The sequence below is a fragment of the Sphingomonas rhamnosi genome (genome assembly GCF_036663615.1).
Lineage (GTDB): Bacteria > Pseudomonadota > Alphaproteobacteria > Sphingomonadales > Sphingomonadaceae > Sphingomonas.
Genome location: NZ_JAXOJJ010000003.1, coordinates 401160 through 419828, shown reverse-complemented (window position 1 = coordinate 419828; position 18669 = coordinate 401160). Strand labels below are relative to the sequence as shown.

Below are 18669 nucleotides of genomic sequence, written 5' to 3'. Positions count from 1 at the left end.
CCTTTGTCGTCCCCGGGATACGAATCTTCCTTGAGCACCCCGCTTGCTGGTTCGCCATAACGTAGGTTGTTCGCAGGACATGCGCAGCTTCGCCCGGTTAATATTGCCGATCGTGCGCCAGAACTCGCGCTGAAGCGTTGGAAATTCATGATCGATCCGAACAAATTCTCCGAACGACAGCGAATTCTTGCAAACTTCGGCGATTTTGTCCTGGATCATGACGATCTCGACGAGATCCTCAACGAAGCCTGCCGCCTGATCGCACAGGCGCTCGACACCGATTTCGCCAAGGTCATCGAGATCGAGCCCGGAAACGGCACGGGGCTCGTCCGCGCGGGCGTCGGCTGGCGCCCGGGGATCGTCGGTCACGAACGCGTCAGCCTTGGCGAACGATCGTCCGAAGCGTTCGCGATCGAAATGACCGAACCCGTCATCACCAACGACATCGCGCAAGAAGAGCGGTTCGTGTTTCCCGCGTTCCTTCGCGACCATGGCGTCGTCGCGATCGTCAACGTCCCGATCCTGCTGCCCGGCCGCGTGCCGTACGGTATCCTGCAGGTCGACCATTGTGCCCGGCGCGAATTCGACAAGGATGACGTCCAGTTCCTCAAGACCTATGCGATGGTGCTGGGCCCGGTGATCGACCGGTTGAAGACCGCCGCGGCGCTCAAGGCCACCGACGAACGGTTGCGGCTGATCGTCGACAACGCCCGCGCCTATGTGATGGTCGTCAGCGACGCCGATGACCGCATCACCGACTGGCTGGGCGGATCGGAAGCCATTCTCGGCTGGTCGCCGGCCGAGGCGATCGGCCAGCGCAGCGAGATGTTCTTCACCCACGAGGACCGCGCAGCCGGCGTCCCCGAGCGCGAACTTTGCAACGCCCGCGAAAACGGCGCCGCCGCGAATATACGCTGCCACCGGCGCAAGGACGGATCGCAGGTGTTCCTCGACGGGCAGACGATCGCGCTGCGCGAACAGGGCGGCAAGCTGCGCGGCTATCTGAAGATCGCGCAGGACTTCACCGACCGCAAGCAGGCCGAGGACCGGCAGGGGTTCCTGATCGGGCTGTCCGATGCGCTGCGCCCGCTGACGACGGTGGCGGCGGTGACCGCGCTGGCGGCCACGGGTCTCGGCAAACAGCTCGACGCGAACCGCGTCGTGTACGGCACGATCGCAAACGGCGTGTTCACCGTGGAACATGATTATGCGCGCGACGTCCCCTCGATCGTCGGCGACCACACGATCGCGCCGTTCGAGCGCGATTTCCTGGCGGTGTATCGGTCCGGCGCACTGGTCGCGGTCGACGAGATCGAAACCGATTCCAGGCTCGACGAAGCCGGGCGCGCCGCGCTCCGCGGTCGCGACGTCGTCGCCTTCGCCGATCACGTGCTGTTCGATGAAAGCGACCTCATCACGATCCTGGGCGTACAGAGTGCGACACCGCGGGTCTGGACTGCGAGCGAGAAAACGCTGATCCGCGAAGTCGGCGAGCGCCTCAAAACCGCGATAGATCGCGCCCGCGCCGAAACCGCGCTGCGCCACAGCGAGGCCCGCCTGCGCCAGTTCGGCGAAGCGTCGTCCGACGTCCTGTGGAGCCGCGACGCCGAAACGCTGCAATGGGACTATCTGAGCCCGGCGTTCGAGACCGTCTATGGCATGCCGGTCGACCAGGCGCTGGCCGGCGACAATCTCAAGAACTGGACCGACCTGATCGTCGAGGACGATCGCGCGCACGCGCTCGCGAGCCTCGAACGCGTGCGCGCGGGCGAACAGACCACCTTCGAATTTCGCATCCAGCGCCCCGATGGTGGCATCCGCTGGCTGCGCGACACCGACTTCCCGATCTACGGCCCCGACGGGCGGATCGTGCGCTTCGGCGGCATCGGCCAGGACGTGACCGAGGTCAAACAGGCGCAGCATCTCCTCGAGGAAAGCGAGGAACGGCTACGCCACGCGCTCGAGGTCGGACGCCAGGGATTGTGGGACTGGAACGTCGCGACCGGCCATGTCCATTGGTCCGATGAACATTACCGTCTGGAGGGGTATGCCGTCGGCGCGGTCGTCCCGAGCTATGATCTGTGGCTGGCGGGTGTCCACCCCGACGACCGCGCCGACGCCGAAGCCGTCCTGCACCGGGCAATGGATCAGCATACCGACTTCATCCACGAATTCCGCGTGGTCCATCCCGATGGATCGGTGCATTGGCTCGATGGGCGTGGACGCTTCTTCTACGACGACCACGGCCAGCCGCAGCGGATGGTCGGCGCGATGATCGAGACCACCGAACGCCGCGAATGGTCCGAACGGCAGAACGTGCTCGTCGCCGAACTGCAGCACCGGACGCGCAACCTGATCGCGCTGGTCCGCTCGACCGCGGAAAAGACCGCGCGCGGCAGCGCGGACCTCGGCGACTTCCGCGTGCGCTTCCGCGACCGGCTCGAGGCGCTGGCGCGTGTCCAGGGGCTGCTGTCGCGGCTGAACGACGTCGACCGCGTCACCTTCGACGACCTGATCCGGACCGAACTGTCGGCGATGACCGACACGCTCGACCGGGTGACGCTGACGGGGCCGGCGGATATCCGGCTGCGCTCGTCGACCGTGCAGACGCTGGCGATGGCGCTGCACGAACTGGCGACCAATGCGGTCAAATATGGCGCACTCGGCCAGCCCGACGCGCATCTAACGGTCACCTGGTCGCTCGAGCCGACCGGCGCCGACGGGCGGCCCTGGTTGCATGTGGAATGGCGCGAGAGCGGCGTTGCGATGCATGCCGCCAGCACGACCTCACGCGGCACGGGCCAGGGCCGCGAGCTGATCGAACGCGCGCTGCCGTACCAGCTCGGCGCCAAGACGTCCTACACGCTCGGGGCTGAGGGCGTGCGGTGCACGATTTCGATTCCGGTATCCCGCACAACGACGGAAGGCTTGCCATGACTGACCGCACTTTGAAGGACTGCCGGATTCTGGTCGTCGAAGACGAATATATGCTCGCCGACGAACTCTCGTCCGAACTTGACGCCATGAACGCAGTCGTCCTCGGACCGGTCGGCACGCTCGATGCCGCGCTCGGGATCATCGCCGAGGAACACGACATCGACGGCGCGGTGCTCGACGTCAATCTGGACGGCGAGATGTCCTATTCGGCCGCCGACCTGCTCGCACACCGCGGCATCCCGTTCGTGTTCGCGACCGGGTACGACGCATCGCGGATCCCACCGCGCTTCGAGCATATCGTGCTGTGCGAGAAGCCGGTCGTCTTGACGTCCATCGCGCGTGCCATCGGCCGCACCGAACGCTGACACCGCCCGGTGTTCGCCATCGTGTACCTGGCCTCGATGATCCGCCCGAGATGACCGCACTGTTATAAATTGCGTGTCATCGCGATGCGGTGGCCTTAGGAGGACCACACCGAAACGGGTGCATGTCTGCTATGGACCATACGCTAGAATTCGATCCATCCGTGAATCGGCACGTCCGCCTCGTCGTCGACAGTCCGATCCCGTCGGTGATCAGCGATCCGCGACTGCCCGACAATCCGATCGTGGCATGCAATGCGGCGTTTTGTGCGTTGACCGGCTATCCGGCCGAAGAGGTTGTGGGGCGCAACTGTCGGTTTCTGTCGGGCCCGGCGACCGAGCCCTGGCTGACCGAGGAGATCCGCCGCGGGGTTCGCGACCATCGCCCGGTGCTGGTGGAAATCCTCAACTACAAGCGCAACGGCCAGCCGTTTCGCAACGCGGTCCTGGTCGCCCCGATCTATGACGAGGACGACGCGCTGCTCTATTTCCTGGGGTCGCAGCTTGAAATCGACGCCGATGCGGCGGCACCGTCGAGCATGCGCCGGATTCGGGCCGCCGAAATGGTGAAGGCACTGTCGCCGCGCCAAGGGCAGGTGCTCAAACTGGTCGCGAACGGCCTGCTCAACAAGCAGATCGCGGCCGAGCTCAACCTGGCCGAAAAGACGGTCAAGATGCACCGTGCGATCCTGATGAACCGCCTCGGGCTGCATACCACGGCAGACCTGATCCGTCTGGCGGTGGAGGCCGGGCTTTAGCGCCGGTCCGGACCGATACGGCACAAGGTCCGTATCGCCTGAGCGTCGCCCACGCCGTATTTCCATAGCGTCGTCACAGCGGCATAGCCGAACATCAATAGCCATTCGGTGTTCGACTGGTCCCGTCCCAGACCCTTCCGGTGTCGTTGTGACGACATCGCGGGAGCCCCAGGATCGTTTCCCGACGGTTGCGTGATCTCCCGCATATTCCCCGGCGCAACCGTGCCGCGGGTCATTGCGACGGAGACATCGATGGATATCGTCACGCCCTTTCAGTTCTCGCTGGTCTACAACGCGTTTTCGTTCACGTTCGCGGCGATGGCCGCAGCGACGGCATTTCTATGGCTCAGCCGATCGCAAGTCGCGCCGGCATACCGCACCGCGCTGACCATCTCGGGGCTGGTCACGGCGATCGCCGCCTATCACTATCTCCGCATCTTCGAGAGCTGGAACGCGGCCTACACGTTCCGGGAAGGCGTCGTCGCCGCCACCGGCTTCGGCTTCAACGACGCCTATCGCTATGTCGACTGGCTGCTGACCGTTCCGCTGCTATTGATCGAACTCGTTCTCGTGATGCGTCTGTCGCCCGAGGAGACGTCGTCCAAGTCGATCCGGCTCGGGTCTGCGGCGGCGCTGATGATCGTGCTGGGCTATCCGGGCGAGATCGCCAGCGACATCCCGACGCGCGCGATCTGGGGTACGCTGTCGGCGATCCCGTTCCTCTACATCGTCTGGGAACTGTTCAGCGGGCTCGGCGCATCGATCCAGCAGCAACCCGCAGGCGCGCAGAACCTTGTCCGCAAGGCCCGCCTGCTGACCTTCGCCTCGTGGGGCTTCTACCCGATCGTCTATATGGCGCCCTATGCCGGGCTGACCGGTGGCACCGTCACCACGACGATCCAGATCGGCTACACGATCGCCGACATCGTCGCCAAGGCCGGGCTCGGCATCCTTATCTTCCTGATCGCGGTCCGGAAGTCGCAGGCCGAGGGCGTGGACGGCAGGGTCTACGCCGCCTGATCCGATGGCGGATACCGCGTCCCCGCCCCCGTCGTCGCATCGCCGCGTCCCTCAGGGGCGCGGCGATGCCGTGTTTCCGATCTATTGGTTCGCCGCGGCCGCGCTCGGTCTGGCGATGGCGCTCGGCGTCCCGCTCGACACGCCGCAGGGGACCACGCTGGCCAGCATGGTGTTCATCGGCGGCGGGCTCCCGCACGGCGCCTATGACATCGCGCTGCTGCGCCGCGCCGTGGCGCTCGACCGTACCGCGCTGATCCTGGCCGTTATGGGCTATGCGGGCGTCGCCCTGCTGATGGTGGTGCTCTGGATGACGGTGCCGCTGGTCGCGCTCATGCTGTTCCTCACGGTTGCCGCGGTGCATTTCGGCGGGGACTGGCCGATGCTCGACGAGCCGCTGCTGCGCTGTGCCGCCGGTGCGGCGGTGATCGCCGCGGCGACGATCGGGCACCCGGCAGACGTCGCGGCTCTTTTCGTGACGATGAGCGACCCGCGCGCCGCGATCATCGCGCAGATCATCACCGCGGCCGCGCCGGTTGCGTTGCTGGTGACCACCATCGGCGTCGTCGTCGCCTGGCAGGGCGGTAGCGGCCGCTGGGCCGGCGCGATGACATCGTGCCTCGCGCTCCTCATGCTGCTGCCCCCGGCCTGGGGTTTCGCGCTGTTCTTCGTGTTCCTGCATTCGCCGCGTCACCTGGCCGACACGCGCATGGCGCTGAGCGACATGCCCTTGACGCGGTGGTTCGCAACCGGCGCTTTCCTTTCGCTGCTGACCGTTGTCGGCTGGCTCGCGCTGCGTCGCGTTGCGCCGCAAGATCTGGACCTGCCGGTCGTCGCCCAAGCCTTTCAGATGCTGGCGTCGGTGGCGGTGCCGCACCTGCTGCTATCGCGCCAGCTCGAGCGGCGGCTCGATCGGGCCGAGCGAAGCGCGCGCCGCCTCCCCGAAGACACGGCGGCGCTCGCCTAGACACGGGTCAGGCGGACGCGACCTCGAAGTCGATCCTGCGCTTCGCCACATCCACGCCGATAAGCCGTGCGTCGATACGGTCTCCGGGCTTCAGGCTCTCCGCGGCGATGCGGGCGAGTACCGGGAGCTTGCACAGCTGGATGCGGGCATGGCGCGCGTCGGCCTCTACCACCACTGCGGGAAACGTCTTGCCCACATCGCCGCCGAGCATCACGGCCTCGGCCAGGTCGAGTGTCGCGCGATCGACCTGGCCCTGCCGCGCACCGGCCCGTGCCATCACCGGCGGCAACGTCTCGAACGCCGCGGCGATCGGATCTGGCACAGCGCGACCATTTGCGATCGCGAGCGCGGCCATGACGACGTAACGGTCGGCGAGCCGCCGCAACGGCGCCGTGGCGTGCGCATAGGTTGCGCCCATCGCCGCGTGCCAGGGCGTCGTGCCGGAGCGATAGGGCTGGTAGCTCGCCCCGGCGCCGGCACGCCGGATCGCCAGCATCATCGCCGCGTCGTTCGGCCTGGTGGCATCCAGCGCCTGCTCGAGGGTTTGCAGCGGCATCTCCGCCGGCCAAACGATTCCGATCGCCGCAGCCGTCACGCGCAGACGCGCCACCGTCGCCATATCGGGTTCTGGCATGACCCTGAACAAGCCGGTGTGATGTGCGAGCAGCGCATCCGCAACGGCAAGGTTGGTGGCCAGCGACAGCGCGGCGTTGCGGTCCTCGGAGACAAGTCTCGGCCGGAACGACAGCGCAAATCCGCCGCCCGGAACCGCATCGACCTGCTGCTCCGGCGGGTCGACGCGCGCGGCACCACGGTGGCGCTCCGCGTCGGCGATGCGGTGCGCGAGGTCCTCCATCTGCGGCGGCAGGTCCGCGGCGCGGACCCCGTCGTACGACAGCTTGGCGCGGCTGCGGATGATCGCGCGTTCCGCGCCGTCGAGCCTGACCTCGCCATCGGGCGCGACGCGAACAGCGAACACGACCGCCGGCCGCGGACCGTCCGGCAACAGGCTCGCGGCGTGTTCGCCCAGAATCGGCGGGTACAGGCCCGCCTTCCCATCGGGCAGGTACAGCGTTTCGCCACGGCGCCACGCTTCGGCATCGATCACGTCGCCAGGCTCGACGAACCAGCCGACATCGGCGATCGCGTAGCGCAGCAGAAGATCGTTCCCGCTCGTCTCGATGCAGAACGCCTGATCGAGATCGGTCGATGTCGCCGGGTCCAGCGTGACGAAGGGAAGATCGAGCCGGTCGACATGCGCGGTCGGCGCGCGCTTCGCTGCCAGTTCCGCGGCGGCCAGCACCTCCGGCGGGAACGCGGCCACCACCTGGAATTCGCTGCGGATCGCGGCCAGTCCGGCGGCCAGCGCGTGATCGGGATCGACAAGGGCTTTCATGGCGACACGCCTACACGCGGGAGGGCATTCGGATCGAAGGGAAGCGTCATACGCCCACCCCTGCAGAACAATCTCCAAGAAGTGAAAGAGTTTTTCCGTATGCCCTCATGGCGAGCGCGCGACGCAACCCGCTGGCTCGCTCGTTAGCCGCTCAGATGCCATACGGTTATAGCGGCTTCGTCATTTACAGGCGCGTTCAGCATCCTTCTTTTCAAGATTTTCTGCCAGCGCTTCCCGCAAAGCACGATTTGGGTCGATCCTGCCAGGTCAGGTGACGGCCGGTGAGAGCCGTGCTTTACTCCCCGCAGAAGCGAGCAGGGAGGTTGCGTGGGTTACGCTCAATTGGGGTTGTCCGTCGCGCTTTGCATGACGGCGATGTCGGCACCGGCGGCGTTGGCGCCCGCCGCGGGATCGAATCCGATCATCCGCGACAAGTTCACCGCCGATCCCGCGCCGCTGGTCGTCGGCGATCGTCTCTATCTGTATGTCGGACATGATCAGGCGCAGCGCGACGAGATGTTCAACATGCGCGAGTGGCTGGTCTATTCGACCACGGATATGACGCACTGGCAGGATCATGGGCCGATCATGAAGGTGACCGATTTCCGCTGGGCCAAGGCCGATGCCTGGGCATCGCAGGCCATCGCGAAGAACGGCAAATACTGGTTCTATGCCGCGGTGGAGCATGATGCGACGCATCCGGGCAAGGCGATCGCGGTGGCGGTGGCGGACACGCCGACCGGGCCGTTCGTCGATGCCAAGGGATCCGCGCTGATTACCAACCAGATGACGCCGAAGGGCACGCACAGCTGGGAGGACATCGACCCGACCGTTTTCACCGACGACGCGGGCACGACCTGGATCGCGTGGGGGAACCGGCAGGCCTATATCGCCAAACTGAAGCCCAACATGATCGAGATCGACGGTCCGATCACCGAGATCACCCCGCCGCATTTCGAGGAGGGGCCCTGGCTGCACAAGCGGGGCAAGCTTTGGTATCTGACCTATGCCTCGCTCGACCGGTCGGTTCACCGTGACGAGCGCGTATCCTATGCCACCGCAAGCGATCCGCGCGGGCCCTGGCACTATCGCGGCGAACTGACCGGATCGGGGAAATATAGTTTCACGATCCATCCGGGCATCGCCGACTTCAAGGGCAAGTCCTACCTATTCCTGCACAATGCGACGCTGGCGATTGGCGACATGAACGGCGCGATCGGGCGGCGGGCGGTCACGGTGGAACGGCTTCATTACAACGCGGACGGGACGATGCGGCCGGTGGTGCAGACCGACGCAGGCGTTTCGGCGCCGTAAGTTCGACCGACGATTACCGCTGCGGCCGCTCTCCGTTGCCGGCCATGACTCGCAAGCACGTGTCCAGCTGAGCGGCAACCGTGCTTGCGCGCACCGGCTTTTCCAGCCTGCCCACGTCGGAATAGCGGTCAGGAAGCGCCCCTTCGTCATATCCGGTGGCGAAGATGAAGGGGATGCCGCGCAGGGTCAGGGCGTCCGCGAACGGAAAGACCATCTCCCCACACAAATTCACGTCCAACACGGCCGCGTCGATAACGGCTGCCGAGTCTAGACACGCCACCGCTTTGGCAATCGTCGGACATGGCCCCACGATCCCGGCCCCTGCGTCGGCCAAAGCCTCGCACAGGTCATCGGCGATCAAATAGTCGTCCTCGACCACCAATATCTGGCGCCCGGTCAATGTGACATCGGTCATGAATTTGCCCCTGTATTGACGGCGCTCGGCACCATCATCTCGATGGTGCAATGAACGCCGTCTTCTGCAAAACGATACCCGGTCTTGGCGCCCAGCTGATATGGCAGAGCGCGCTCGATGAGCTCGCGGCCGTACCCTCCGCGCGGCGGCTCCGAACCGGCTTCGGCCATGGGGACGCCGCTTTCCTTCCACGTTATCAGAAGGCGCCTTTCGGCTTCGTCCTTGGCCAAGAGCTCCCAGGATACATCCAGATGCGCCGTCGGGATCGCCAAGGCGCCATATTTGACGGCGTTGGTCAGCAATTCGTGAATAGCCAATGCCAGCGTCTGGACGATCGAGGAGCGCAGGGGCACACCGCGCGGGCCAACGGTCGACACTTGCGCCGCATTGCCGTCATCGTCGAGTTTCATCTGCGACGACAACTCGGCATAGAGCAATTCCTCGAACGATACCTTGCCGAGCCCCCGACGCGACAGCAGTCCCTGCACGCGCGCGAGCGCCTGCATCCGGTCGTCGATACACTGGCGGAACTCCTCGAGCGTCTTGCTGCCCTTGATCGTCCTGAGCGTCACCGCTTGGACGACGGCCATCAGATTGCGTGTCCGATGCTGAAGCTCGTCGATCAGAATACCCTGCCGGTGCTGGAGCTGGATCAGGTCATCGATGTCGGTCGAGGTGCCCAGCCATTCGGCGACCACGCCTTCGTCCGTCAGCACAACGACCGCACGCGTATGGAAATGACGGTAGCGATCTTCGCGCGCATGGTAGATCCGCGCTTCGAACTCCAGCGCACGCTTCGCCTCCGCCGCCATCCAGGCCTCAGCCACGCCGGCGCGATCGTCTGGGTGGATCGCGTCGAGCCAACCATCGGCCAGGCTCTCGTCATAAGTCTGTCCGGTATAGCTCTGCCATTGCGGGCTCGACCACGTCCATCGCCCTTCGTTACGCGACCGCCACGCCAACTGCGGAATACCCTCGATCAGCACGCGAAAGGCCGATTCGCTCTGGCGAAGCGACGCGTTTGCCTGCGCCAGCGCGCGCGTGCGCTCATCGACGCGCTGCTCGAGCTGCGCGTTGGTTTCCTCCAGGCTCGTGTTGGCGACTTCCAGCTCTTCCGTCAGAACCTGCAGTTCTTCGAACGCAACCCGCAATTCCTCCTCGGTCTCGCTCTTTCGAATGTCTTCGTCGCCAAGGCTATTTGGCGTGGGACTTGGATCGCATGTACGGTTTGCCGACTGCAGCTCGCGCGCCAGCGTGGTCACGCGTTTGAGCAGGCGATCGCGGTCTTCCGAAATCGACGCGTTTTCGTCGAGCGAGGATTCGAGCGCGGTACGCAGCTGCTCATTCTCGTCGCGCAACCTTGCATAGTCGTCGGCGGTATCCATCGGTGCCAGCCAATCCATTATCCAATCTCGTCAGATACTAACGATAGACGGCCGCGGACGGGCCCGTCATGCGCCTGAGAAATAGCACAGCTTACTGGACCTAGCACGCGACGGCATCGTTGGAGGGGAGTAAGGACCCAATATGCAGACCAGAGATATCGTCGTGATCGGTGCTTCCGCCGGGGGAGTCGAAGCACTGCAGCGCCTGTGCGCGGCGCTGCCTGCCGACTTCCCCGCATCGGTGTTCGTGGTCCAGCACCTGTCAGCCTCCGCGCGCAGCATGTTACCCCTGTTGCTCAGCCGGGCGGGCGCGATGCCCGCGCGCGCGCCGGACGATGGCGAGCGGATCGAACGCGGCGTGATCTATGTCGGCGCGCCGGACCACCACATGCTGCTGCGCCAGGGCCAGATCCTGATGCGCCGCGGCCCGAACGAGAATCGCACCCGCCCCGCGGTCAACGCGCTGTTCCGGTCGGCCGCGCTCGCCTATGGCGGACGCGTCATCGGCGTCGTGCTGACCGGTATGCTGGACGACGGGACCGAGGGCCTGATAGCGATCACCGCGGGCGGCGGCATGTCAGTCGTGCAGGACCCCGACGATGCCCAATGGCCGTCGATGCCCCGCAACGCGCTGAAGCGCGATCACGCCTCGCATGTCGTGCCGCTGGCCGGGCTTGCCGCTTTGCTGATCCGTCTGGTCACCGAGGAAGCAGCGCCCAGCATGCTCCTACCCGACGAATACAGGGTCGAGGATCGTATGGCCGCAATGGAGTTTTCCGTCATGGAACCTGAAATCATCACGCCCGGCGATCCGAGCCACGTGGCCTGCCCCGATTGCGGCGGCGTGCTCAACAAGATCGAAGCGCAGGACGAACTGCGGTTCCGGTGCCAAGTGGGCCACGCCTTCACGCCCCTTGGCCTTGCCGACGCCCAAAGCCAGGAACTCGAGCGCGCGATATCGGTCGCTGCACGCACGCACCGTGACCGCATCCGTCTGTTCGAACAGATGGGCGATAACGCGCACGCCCGCGGGCTTCCGCATGCCGAAAGCCGTTGGAAGGCAGCGGCCGAGGAATCCTCGCACCTCATGGAGATCCTTGAGAAGGCGATGCACGCTTTACGCAAGCCGCCCGGTGACGGTGAAGCCTAACTAGCGACTCCAGCCGCCTCCAACTGCTGACGCTCGCTGGTGTCGTGAACGATCGCAACCAGGATCGGCGGGTGTTCGTCCCCGAAATACTGCATGCAGATTTCCGCTGGATAGTGACGATCCGCCGCCTTGATGGTCGCCTCGAACACGATGTCGGACTTGCTGCCGTCCATCACGGGCGCCAGCATCGACCGTAGCTCGGCGGCAGCGTCGCCAGCCAGCACGTCCGCAAACGTCATCTGCATCAGGGCCTGCTCGCCATAGCCCAGCGCCTGCCGGGCGCCGTCGTTGGCGAGCACGAACTTCAAGCTGGTCGGATCGAGGAAATAGATTTCGTTCAGCGCGCGGCCCATGATGCGTCCGAGATAGCGGCCATATTCCTCGCGGCGGCGTTCTTCGGTCAGGTCCTGGAAGATCAACACGGTACCGTGATTCTCTTCGTCGTCGTCGAGCAACGGCGCGATGCGGATACGGCACAGGATCCGCCGGCCACGACGATCGAGCCCCTCCAGCACCTCTTCGACCTGCTCTTCGCGCCCTGCCTGCACCCCGACGATATGATCGCGCAGACGCTGCACCGGTATCCCGATGTCGAGCGCGTCGAAATTGGTGTCGATCACTTCCTCGGCGCGCAGCCCCCAGGTCCTTTCGCTCCACCGGTTCCAGTCGCGGATCTTGCGCTTTCGGTCGACCACGATGATGCCGCCGTTCATGCTGCGCAGCACCGCCTCCAGGTGCAAGCGGAAGCCGGTCGACTGCTCCGCCTGGATACGCAGCTCTTCGTTGACCGATTCCATCTCTTCGTTGCTCGACCGCGCTTCCTCGTTCAGCGTCTCGAGCTCTTCGTTGGTGGATTGAAGTTCCTCGTTTGTCGTTTCGAGTTCTTCGTTGGTCGACTGCATTTCCTCGTTGGTCGTCTCCAGTTCCTCGTTGGCGGACTGGAGTTCCTCTATCGAGTTCTCCAGATTTTCCTGCGCGGTCTCGAGTTCCATTTCGAGTGCGTGCATGCGCGAGGCGTCGACGAACGACAGGAGCACGGCATAGGGATTGCCGCTCGTGCGCATCAACGGCCTGATGTCGATGGTCAGTCGCAGGACTTCGTCCTGAGTCAGCCGGTATTCCTGATCCTCGAGCTTCAGGCTTCGCCGCTGGCGGAATACCTCCTCGATCGGCCCGCGCAGTTCCATCGGCCGATAGGATATCGGCAGGTCCTGGAACGGGCGACCGATGTCCCCTTCCCCGATTCCCAGCAATTGCCGCGCCTGCGTGTTGGCAAGGATCATCGCGCCGCCGTCGTCGACGACCAGCAACGCCGTGCCCGTTTCGTTGATGACCGCTTCCAGCAGCATGCTGCTCGGCAAGCCGGCGTCGGAGCGCGGCATGCGCCCGCCAAAGGCCGCCGGGATCGGCCGCCGCCACTCCTGGGGGACCTTGCTGAAGATGCGGTGCTTCATCTCGACGGCGCGGAACAATGGCGATCTGGCCAGCTGCGTTTCAGCCTTGCCCAGAAACAGCACACCTTCGGGATCGAGGGCATAATGCAGGCGCGGCAGCACGATCGCCTGCGTTTCAGCTTCGAGATAGATCAGCAGATTCCGGCAGACCAGCAGGCCGATCCGCGAGATCGGCGCATCGTGCACGACATTGTGCCGCCCGAAGATCACGCATTTGCGCAGCGCGCGATCGAACACGTAATGGTTGTTGGTGCGCTCGAAAAACCGTTCGAGATAGTCGCTGGGCAGGCATTCGACTTCGCGCGGCGTATAGGTCGCAACCCGTGCCGCCTTGAGGGCCTCCTCATCGAGATCGGTTGCGTAGATCTTCACGCGCGCGCAGAAATCGGCCATCCCCAGCTGCTCGGCGAAGAGCATCGCGATCGAGAACGGCTCCTCACCCGACGCGCAGCCGACGCTCCACACGCGGATCGGCTGGTCCGGCTCGGTTCGCGCGATCAGCGCCGGGATGACCTGGGTCTTGAGCACCTCCCACGCGTCGGGATCGCGGAAGAACGAGGTGACGTTGATGAGCACGGTGTTGAGCAGGCTCTCGAACTCGCCCGGATCGGCCTCGAGCAGCGACTGATAGGTCGCGAACGTGTCGGCGCCGACCGCCTCCATCCGCAGCGTGATGCGACGACGCAGGCTGGTACGCTTGTAGCCGCGGAAATCGAGGCCACGGCTTTGCTGGATATGGCTTAGCAGCGCCTCAAATGCCGGGTCGGGCGTCGTATTCTCGGTCATTGGTCCTCGGATCCGCCGACCATTTGGTCGGACGTTCAAGAGGTACTCGCCCGGGGCACGGTGCGTCTACCCAAGCAGGTCACAATTGCGACGGTCCGGAAACGTCGGCGCTAGCCCGGCGGTTAGCCTAGGTGAATGTGCCGCCCGCGCCCGACGGATACCGAAATCGAACACGCCACAACGGAGACTGTCATGGCGCTATTTGTTCCTGCCGAACTGCTGATCTGCATCGGCGAGGACCGGGCGCCGACCGCCAACGAGGTGGCGGTCGTCGCCGACAAGATCTGGCATGAGGCGCTGGCGCACCGCCGCCTCGACCCGCGGCATGCCGCCGCGGTCGCGCGTGTGGCGCTCGTCGGACAACCGCCCGCGGTCCGGTCCTAGGCGGAATCTTGAGCCGACGGCTGCCGTATGGCGCGCGGCTGAGGGCGGAAGACACATCACGCAAACACCGATGGAGGCAACCCATGAGCAACGACAATCCGACCCCGCCCTTTTCCGACCAGCGCCAGAACTTCCCCGGCACCATCGCCGCGATGGATCCCAAGCCCGATCACGGCGAGGATAGCTACAAGGGCAGCGGACGGCTGCTGGGCAAAAAGGCGATCATCACCGGCGGGGACAGCGGCATCGGCCGGGCGGTCGCGATCGCCTTTGCCCGCGAAGGCGCCGACGTGCTGATCGCCTATCTGAACGAGGACGCCGATGCGCAGGACACCGCGCGGTTGATCGAACAGGCGGGCCAGCAGGCTGTGCTCGTCCCGGGCGACATCGGCACGCCGGCGCAGTGTCGGGCGATCGTCGACAAGGCCGTGTCGGCGTTCGGGCGCATCGACATTCTGGTCAACAACGCCGCGCACCAAATGACCTTCGAAACGCTCGCCGACATTCCCGACGAAGAATGGGACCTGACCTTCCGTACCAACATCCACGCGATGTTCTATCTCTGCAAGGCCGCCGTGCCGCACATGAGCGGAGGCGGCGCGATCATCAACACGACGTCGATCAACGCGGACTCGCCGACCGAAACGCTGTTGCCCTATGCGACCACCAAGGGCGCCATCCAGAACTTCACAGGCGGCCTGGCCCAGCTGCTCGCCAAGGACGGCATACGGGTCAACTGCGTCGCGCCGGGCCCGGTCTGGACCCCTCTGATCCCGTCGACGATGCCGGCCGAAAAGGTGAAGACGTTCGGCCAGGACTATCCGATCGGGCGCCCTGCCCAGCCCAAGGAGCTGGCCCCGGTCTATGTGATGCTCGCGACCGACGAGGCGAGCTACGTGTCCGGGGCAACCGTCGCAGTCACCGGCGGCAAGCCGATCATCTGACCGACGCGGATCGCGGCGCGTCGACGTGTCCGGTCCGCGCCACCATGCACATCACGGAGCATCACCATGACCACCCGCAACTTCGCACTCGTCTTCGGCATCGTCTTTCTGCTTGCCGGTATCAGCGGGTTCATCCCCGGATTATCGCCCGATCACATGCATCCGGGGTTGAGCGTGAACGCCGGATCGCGGCTTGCGTTCGGGCTGTTCCCCGTCAACGTGCTGCACAACCTGATCCATATCGCATTCGGCATCTGGGGTCTGCTCGCCAGCCGCGCGCTCGGCGGCGCGCGCGGCTATGCCCGCAGTGTCGCGGTGATCTACGGCGTACTCACCGTGATGGGCCTGATTCCGAGCACGGACACGACCTTCGGCCTGGTGCCGATCTATGGCAACGACATCGGGTTGCACGCCGTGCTGGCGTTGGTCGCCGCCTATTTCGGCTTCGTGCACCGCGACCGCCACGACGACGCGCGCGTGTAGGCGCGTTTCCACAAAAAGGACGTCGCGGTGCCAGGGCATCAGGCGACACGACACCGGACGGGCGCGCCTTTCGCTGGCGCGCCCGTCATGCGGCTTAAATTCTAAGCGGCGTAGCCCCCCTGTCTCGGCATGCCGTCATTGACGGCCGGCATATTCCATATCGGGCGCGACCACGGTCGGCCCCTCGCTGTGGATCGTGATCGGGATCGACTTTGCCGCGGGGGTCTTGCTGCCGACCGCATAGTGCCAGATCGGCATCAGCACGTTGCACTCCGGATAATAGCCGCCGACGCAGCCGATCGGCAGGTCGTAGGCGACGACGATCGTCCCCGGCAGCCGGCGGTCGATGCCATCCTTCGCGACGGTCTTGAGCGTGACGAGTTGCCCGACCTTGAACCCCATCCGGTCGATGTCCGACCGGTTCATGAGGATCACCTGGCGGGTGTTCTTGATGCCGCGGAAGCGATCGTCATAGCCGTAGACGGTGGTGTTGAACTGGTCGTTGCTGCGCAGCGTCATCAGCCGGAACGTGTCATGCCCGTCGCCGGGCATATCCGCATCCTCGTCGAGCCCGGTCGGCGTCACGAACTCGGCGAAGCCGCTCTTGGTGCGCCATTCGCGCCGCTTGACGGGCATGTCGCGCTGGAAGCCGCCCGGCTCCCACATCCGTGTCTCGTAATCGTGGAAGTCCGCGGGCAGCGTCTCGCCGATCTCCTTCCGGATCTCGGCATAGTCGGCCATGTAATCGTCCCAGCGCACGCGCGGGTTCGCGTCGAACACGCGCTTGCCGAGTTCGCAGATCAGCCGGATCTCGCTGATGAGATGCGGCGACGGCGGCGTCCGCAGCCCGCGGCTGCCATGCACGCAGGCGGTGGTGTCCTCGATCGACAGCACCTGCTGCCCGGCGCTGGTCTCGTCGATCTCGAGCCGGCCGATGACCGGCAGGATATAGCTGATCTCGCCGGGCAGCAGCGCGCTGCGGTTCAGCTTGGTGATGACGTTGACGGTCAGGCGCAGCTTGCGCCACGCCGGCTCCATCTGGCTGTGATCGGGGATCGCGCGGACGAAATTGCCACCCATCATGATGAACGCCTGCACCTCGTCGCGCAGGATCGCCTCGCACGCCTCGACGGTGTTGTAGCCGGGCTCGCGCGGGGGCTCGAAACCGAATTGTTCGCCGAGCCGGTCGAGCGGGAACAGCTCGGGCTTCTCGGTCACCCCCATCGTCCGCTGCCCCTGCACATTGGAATGACCACGCACCGGACAGATGCCCGCGCCCGTGCGCCCCATATTGCCGCGCATCAGCAACAGGTTGACCAGCATCCGCACGGTCTCGACCCCGGCATGATGCTGGGTCAGCCCCATGCCATAGACGCCGATCGCCGCGGTCGAATGCGCATAGACCTTGGCGGTGGATTCGAGGTCCGCGCGGGCGAGCCCCGAATGCCGTTCGATGTCGCCCCAGTCCTGCACGCGCAGCCAGTCGGCGAAACCGTCGAACCCGCGGGTGTGCTCGGCCAGGAACGCCGTATCGAGGATCGCCGGTTGCCCGGCCGCGACGGCCGTGTCGTGTAGCGCCAGCACCGCCTTGCAGATGCCGGTCAGCGCGGCGAGATCGCCGCCTGCCCGGACCTGGTGATATTGCGAGCTGATCCGCGTCTCCTTCCCGGTCAGCATCTCCACCGGCGACTGCGGGTTGACGAAGCGTTCCAGCCCGCGCTCACGCAGCGGATTGTAGGTGATGATCGCCGCGCCGCGCTCGCTCGCCTCCTGGAGCGGATGGAGCATGCGCGGCGAGTTGCTGCCGGGGTTCTGGCCGAAGAACATGATGCAGTCGGACTTTGCGAAGTCCTGCAGGTCGACCGTACCCATGCCCTGCCCGATGCTTTCCGGCAACGCGACCGAGGTCGTCTCGTGACACATGTTCGAACTGTCGGGCAGGTTGTTGTTGCCGTACAGCCGCGCGAACAGCTGGTAGAGATAGCTGCCTTCGTTGGACAGGCGCCCCGAACTGTAGAACACCGCGCCTTTCTGTTTGTCCTCGACCGCGCGCAGTTCGCGCGAGATCTCCTCGAGCGCATGCCCCCAGGAGACCGGAACATAGCGATCGGACTCGGCATCGTAGCGCAGCGGATGGGTCAGGCGGCCGGGCTGTTCGAGATGATAATCGTCCCAGCCCAACAGCTCGGTGACGGTGTGCTCGGCAAAGAAGGCAGGCGTGCAGCGATGCGCGGTGATCTCCCAGGCGACCGCCTTGACGCCGTTCTCGCAAAATTCGAACGGCAGCGGGCTCGCCGGCTTTACCCAGGCACAGCTGTTGCACTGGTACCCGTCCACCTTGTTGTGGCGGGTGAGCGCGAGCGCGCCGCTCGCCGCGACGCCCTCGCGGGTGAGGATCTCGCGCACGGAGTTCGCGGAGCCCCAGCCGCCGGCGGGAAGGCGATACGGCTTGAAGGTGGTTTTTTTCAACGGAAATGCCCCGAGCTGGGAGGAAAGGCCGGGAAACATCCCGCATGCCCTGACGTTCTTTCCGACGTTGATCCCGGCGTCGTTTACATACGTTGCTATGATGCGCCGGTTAGGGAGAATGGTGATGACCGTCGGACGCGATTATCTGCTGAAACAGCCCTCCGGGCCTTCCGCGCCGAAACTGTTTCTCGACACGCGAATAATACCGGGTGCGGTGAACCTGGCCGGCGGTTTCGAAGTCGCGCTGGATCGGATCGCGAAACGGACCGGCCTGCGCCCCGCCATGATCTTCACAGGCGGCATCGCTGCCGCCTGTTTCGTCATCTTCGGCCTGCGGCGCCCACGAGACCGCGCGACGGCGGCGCACCGCGATCGCGCCATGCCCGCGTTGATCGACTGACCTTCGACGGCCATCCGATCCTGCGGGACCGGTGCTCATGACGGCCGA

At 65.2% G+C, this 18669-nt stretch carries 17 protein-coding genes; 11 read left to right on the top strand and 6 right to left on the bottom strand.

The annotated features are described in order from the left end of the window. The first annotated feature begins 147 nt into the window (after positions 1-147). The 3 genes from U1701_RS09360 (at position 148) to U1701_RS09350 (ending at position 4057) form a co-directional block, all read left to right on the top strand. The gene (locus tag U1701_RS09360) at positions 148-2937 is read left to right on the top strand and encodes a PAS domain-containing protein (RefSeq protein ID WP_332782286.1); all 2790 of its coding nucleotides are present in this window, start codon (positions 148-150) and stop codon (positions 2935-2937) included. Next, a complete protein-coding gene (locus U1701_RS09355) occupies positions 2934-3302 on the top strand; it encodes a response regulator (RefSeq protein WP_332782285.1) in 369 nt (122 codons plus the stop codon). Before U1701_RS09360 ends, U1701_RS09355 begins: the two co-directional genes overlap by 4 nt. 131 nt (positions 3303-3433) lie before the next feature. After that, positions 3434-4057 carry a LuxR C-terminal-related transcriptional regulator gene (locus U1701_RS09350; protein ID WP_332782284.1) on the top strand — a complete coding sequence of 208 codons (624 nt, stop codon included), beginning with the start codon at positions 3434-3436 and terminating at the stop codon, positions 4055-4057. Here U1701_RS09350 and U1701_RS09345 read toward each other — a convergent pair. After that, on the bottom strand, positions 4054-4323 hold the full coding sequence (locus U1701_RS09345) for a hypothetical protein (protein WP_332782283.1): 270 nt from the start codon (positions 4321-4323) through the stop codon (positions 4054-4056). The genes U1701_RS09350 and U1701_RS09345 overlap by 4 nt on opposite strands. On the opposite strand from U1701_RS09345, the gene U1701_RS09340 reads away from it, so the two are divergent. Both U1701_RS09340 and U1701_RS09335 read left to right on the top strand, forming a co-directional pair. Then, complete coding sequence (locus U1701_RS09340; protein WP_332782282.1) at positions 4310-5077, top strand: bacteriorhodopsin-like; 768 nt, start codon at positions 4310-4312, stop codon at positions 5075-5077. The two genes, U1701_RS09345 and U1701_RS09340, sit on opposite strands and share 14 nt — an antisense overlap. A 70-nt stretch (positions 5078-5147) precedes the next feature. Further along, positions 5148-6041: a Brp/Blh family beta-carotene 15,15'-dioxygenase gene (locus U1701_RS09335; RefSeq protein ID WP_332782281.1), complete on the top strand. Its 894-nt coding sequence runs from the start codon at positions 5148-5150 to the stop codon at positions 6039-6041. Between the two features lie 7 nt (positions 6042-6048). Here U1701_RS09335 and U1701_RS09330 read toward each other — a convergent pair whose 3' ends face one another. Beyond that, the gene (locus tag U1701_RS09330; protein WP_332782280.1) at positions 6049-7437 is read right to left on the bottom strand and encodes an RNB domain-containing ribonuclease; all 1389 of its coding nucleotides are present in this window, start codon (positions 7435-7437) and stop codon (positions 6049-6051) included. A gap of 366 nt (positions 7438-7803) precedes the next feature. Here U1701_RS09330 and U1701_RS09325 point away from each other — a divergent pair, with 366 nt between their 5' ends. Continuing rightward, the gene (locus U1701_RS09325) at positions 7804-8751 is read left to right on the top strand and encodes a glycoside hydrolase family 43 protein (RefSeq protein ID WP_332782279.1); all 948 of its coding nucleotides are present in this window, start codon (positions 7804-7806) and stop codon (positions 8749-8751) included. A 13-nt stretch (positions 8752-8764) separates the two neighbouring features. Here the strand turns inward: U1701_RS09325 and U1701_RS09320 are convergent, their stop codons facing one another. Next, entirely contained in the window at positions 8765-9166 is a 402-nt protein-coding gene (locus U1701_RS09320) for a response regulator (RefSeq protein WP_332782278.1), read from the bottom strand. Next, a complete protein-coding gene (locus U1701_RS09315; RefSeq protein ID WP_332782277.1) occupies positions 9163-10569 on the bottom strand; it encodes a sensor histidine kinase in 1407 nt (468 codons plus the stop codon). The genes U1701_RS09320 and U1701_RS09315 overlap by 4 nt, the downstream gene beginning before the upstream one ends. 124 nt (positions 10570-10693) lie before the next feature. On the opposite strand from U1701_RS09315, the gene U1701_RS09310 reads away from it, so the two are divergent. Continuing rightward, complete coding sequence (locus U1701_RS09310) at positions 10694-11701, top strand: chemotaxis protein CheB (RefSeq protein ID WP_332782276.1); 1008 nt, start codon at positions 10694-10696, stop codon at positions 11699-11701. Here U1701_RS09310 and U1701_RS09305 read toward each other — a convergent pair. Beyond that, entirely contained in the window at positions 11698-13941 is a 2244-nt protein-coding gene (locus U1701_RS09305) for a CheR family methyltransferase (protein WP_332782275.1), read from the bottom strand. The two genes, U1701_RS09310 and U1701_RS09305, sit on opposite strands and share 4 nt — an antisense overlap. A gap of 192 nt (positions 13942-14133) precedes the next feature. Between U1701_RS09305 and U1701_RS09300 the strand changes: the two genes are divergently transcribed. The 3 genes from U1701_RS09300 (at position 14134) to U1701_RS09290 (ending at position 15752) form a co-directional block, all read left to right on the top strand. After that, on the top strand, positions 14134-14325 hold the full coding sequence (locus tag U1701_RS09300) for a hypothetical protein (RefSeq protein ID WP_332782274.1): 192 nt from the start codon (positions 14134-14136) through the stop codon (positions 14323-14325). Positions 14326-14408: 83 nt separating this feature from the next. Continuing rightward, on the top strand, positions 14409-15269 hold the full coding sequence (locus U1701_RS09295) for a glucose 1-dehydrogenase (RefSeq protein ID WP_332782273.1): 861 nt from the start codon (positions 14409-14411) through the stop codon (positions 15267-15269). Positions 15270-15335: 66 nt separating this feature from the next. Continuing rightward, entirely contained in the window at positions 15336-15752 is a 417-nt protein-coding gene (locus U1701_RS09290; protein WP_332782272.1) for a DUF4383 domain-containing protein, read from the top strand. A 135-nt stretch (positions 15753-15887) separates the two neighbouring features. On the opposite strand, the gene U1701_RS09285 is transcribed toward U1701_RS09290, so the two are convergent. Then, on the bottom strand, positions 15888-18221 hold the full coding sequence (locus U1701_RS09285; RefSeq protein ID WP_332782271.1) for an FdhF/YdeP family oxidoreductase: 2334 nt from the start codon (positions 18219-18221) through the stop codon (positions 15888-15890). Here U1701_RS09285 and U1701_RS09280 point away from each other — a divergent pair. Next, entirely contained in the window at positions 18202-18621 is a 420-nt protein-coding gene (locus U1701_RS09280) for a hypothetical protein (protein WP_332782270.1), read from the top strand. The two genes, U1701_RS09285 and U1701_RS09280, sit on opposite strands and share 20 nt — an antisense overlap. Positions 18622-18669 lie beyond the last annotated feature (48 nt).

Bases quoted from the DNA above. Each gene is read 5' to 3' on its own strand.
- U1701_RS09350 (WP_332782284.1), top strand. From the start codon at position 3,434: ATGGACCATACGCTAGAATTCGATCCATCCGTGAATCGGCACGTCCGC.
- U1701_RS09325 (WP_332782279.1), top strand. From the start codon at position 7,804: ATGACGGCGATGTCGGCACCGGCGGCGTTGGCGCCCGCCGCGGGATCG.
- U1701_RS09360 (WP_332782286.1), top strand. From the start codon at position 148: ATGATCGATCCGAACAAATTCTCCGAACGACAGCGAATTCTTGCAAAC.
- U1701_RS09290 (WP_332782272.1), top strand. From the start codon at position 15,336: ATGACCACCCGCAACTTCGCACTCGTCTTCGGCATCGTCTTTCTGCTT.
- U1701_RS09300 (WP_332782274.1), top strand. From the start codon at position 14,134: ATGGCGCTATTTGTTCCTGCCGAACTGCTGATCTGCATCGGCGAGGAC.
- U1701_RS09315 (WP_332782277.1), bottom strand. From the start codon at position 10,569: ATGGATTGGCTGGCACCGATGGATACCGCCGACGACTATGCAAGGTTG.
- U1701_RS09295 (WP_332782273.1), top strand. From the start codon at position 14,409: ATGAGCAACGACAATCCGACCCCGCCCTTTTCCGACCAGCGCCAGAAC.
- U1701_RS09340 (WP_332782282.1), top strand. From the start codon at position 4,310: ATGGATATCGTCACGCCCTTTCAGTTCTCGCTGGTCTACAACGCGTTT.
- U1701_RS09305 (WP_332782275.1), bottom strand. From the start codon at position 13,941: ATGACCGAGAATACGACGCCCGACCCGGCATTTGAGGCGCTGCTAAGC.
- U1701_RS09310 (WP_332782276.1), top strand. From the start codon at position 10,694: ATGCAGACCAGAGATATCGTCGTGATCGGTGCTTCCGCCGGGGGAGTC.
- U1701_RS09355 (WP_332782285.1), top strand. From the start codon at position 2,934: ATGACTGACCGCACTTTGAAGGACTGCCGGATTCTGGTCGTCGAAGAC.
- U1701_RS09330 (WP_332782280.1), bottom strand. From the start codon at position 7,437: ATGAAAGCCCTTGTCGATCCCGATCACGCGCTGGCCGCCGGACTGGCC.
- U1701_RS09320 (WP_332782278.1), bottom strand. From the start codon at position 9,166: ATGACCGATGTCACATTGACCGGGCGCCAGATATTGGTGGTCGAGGAC.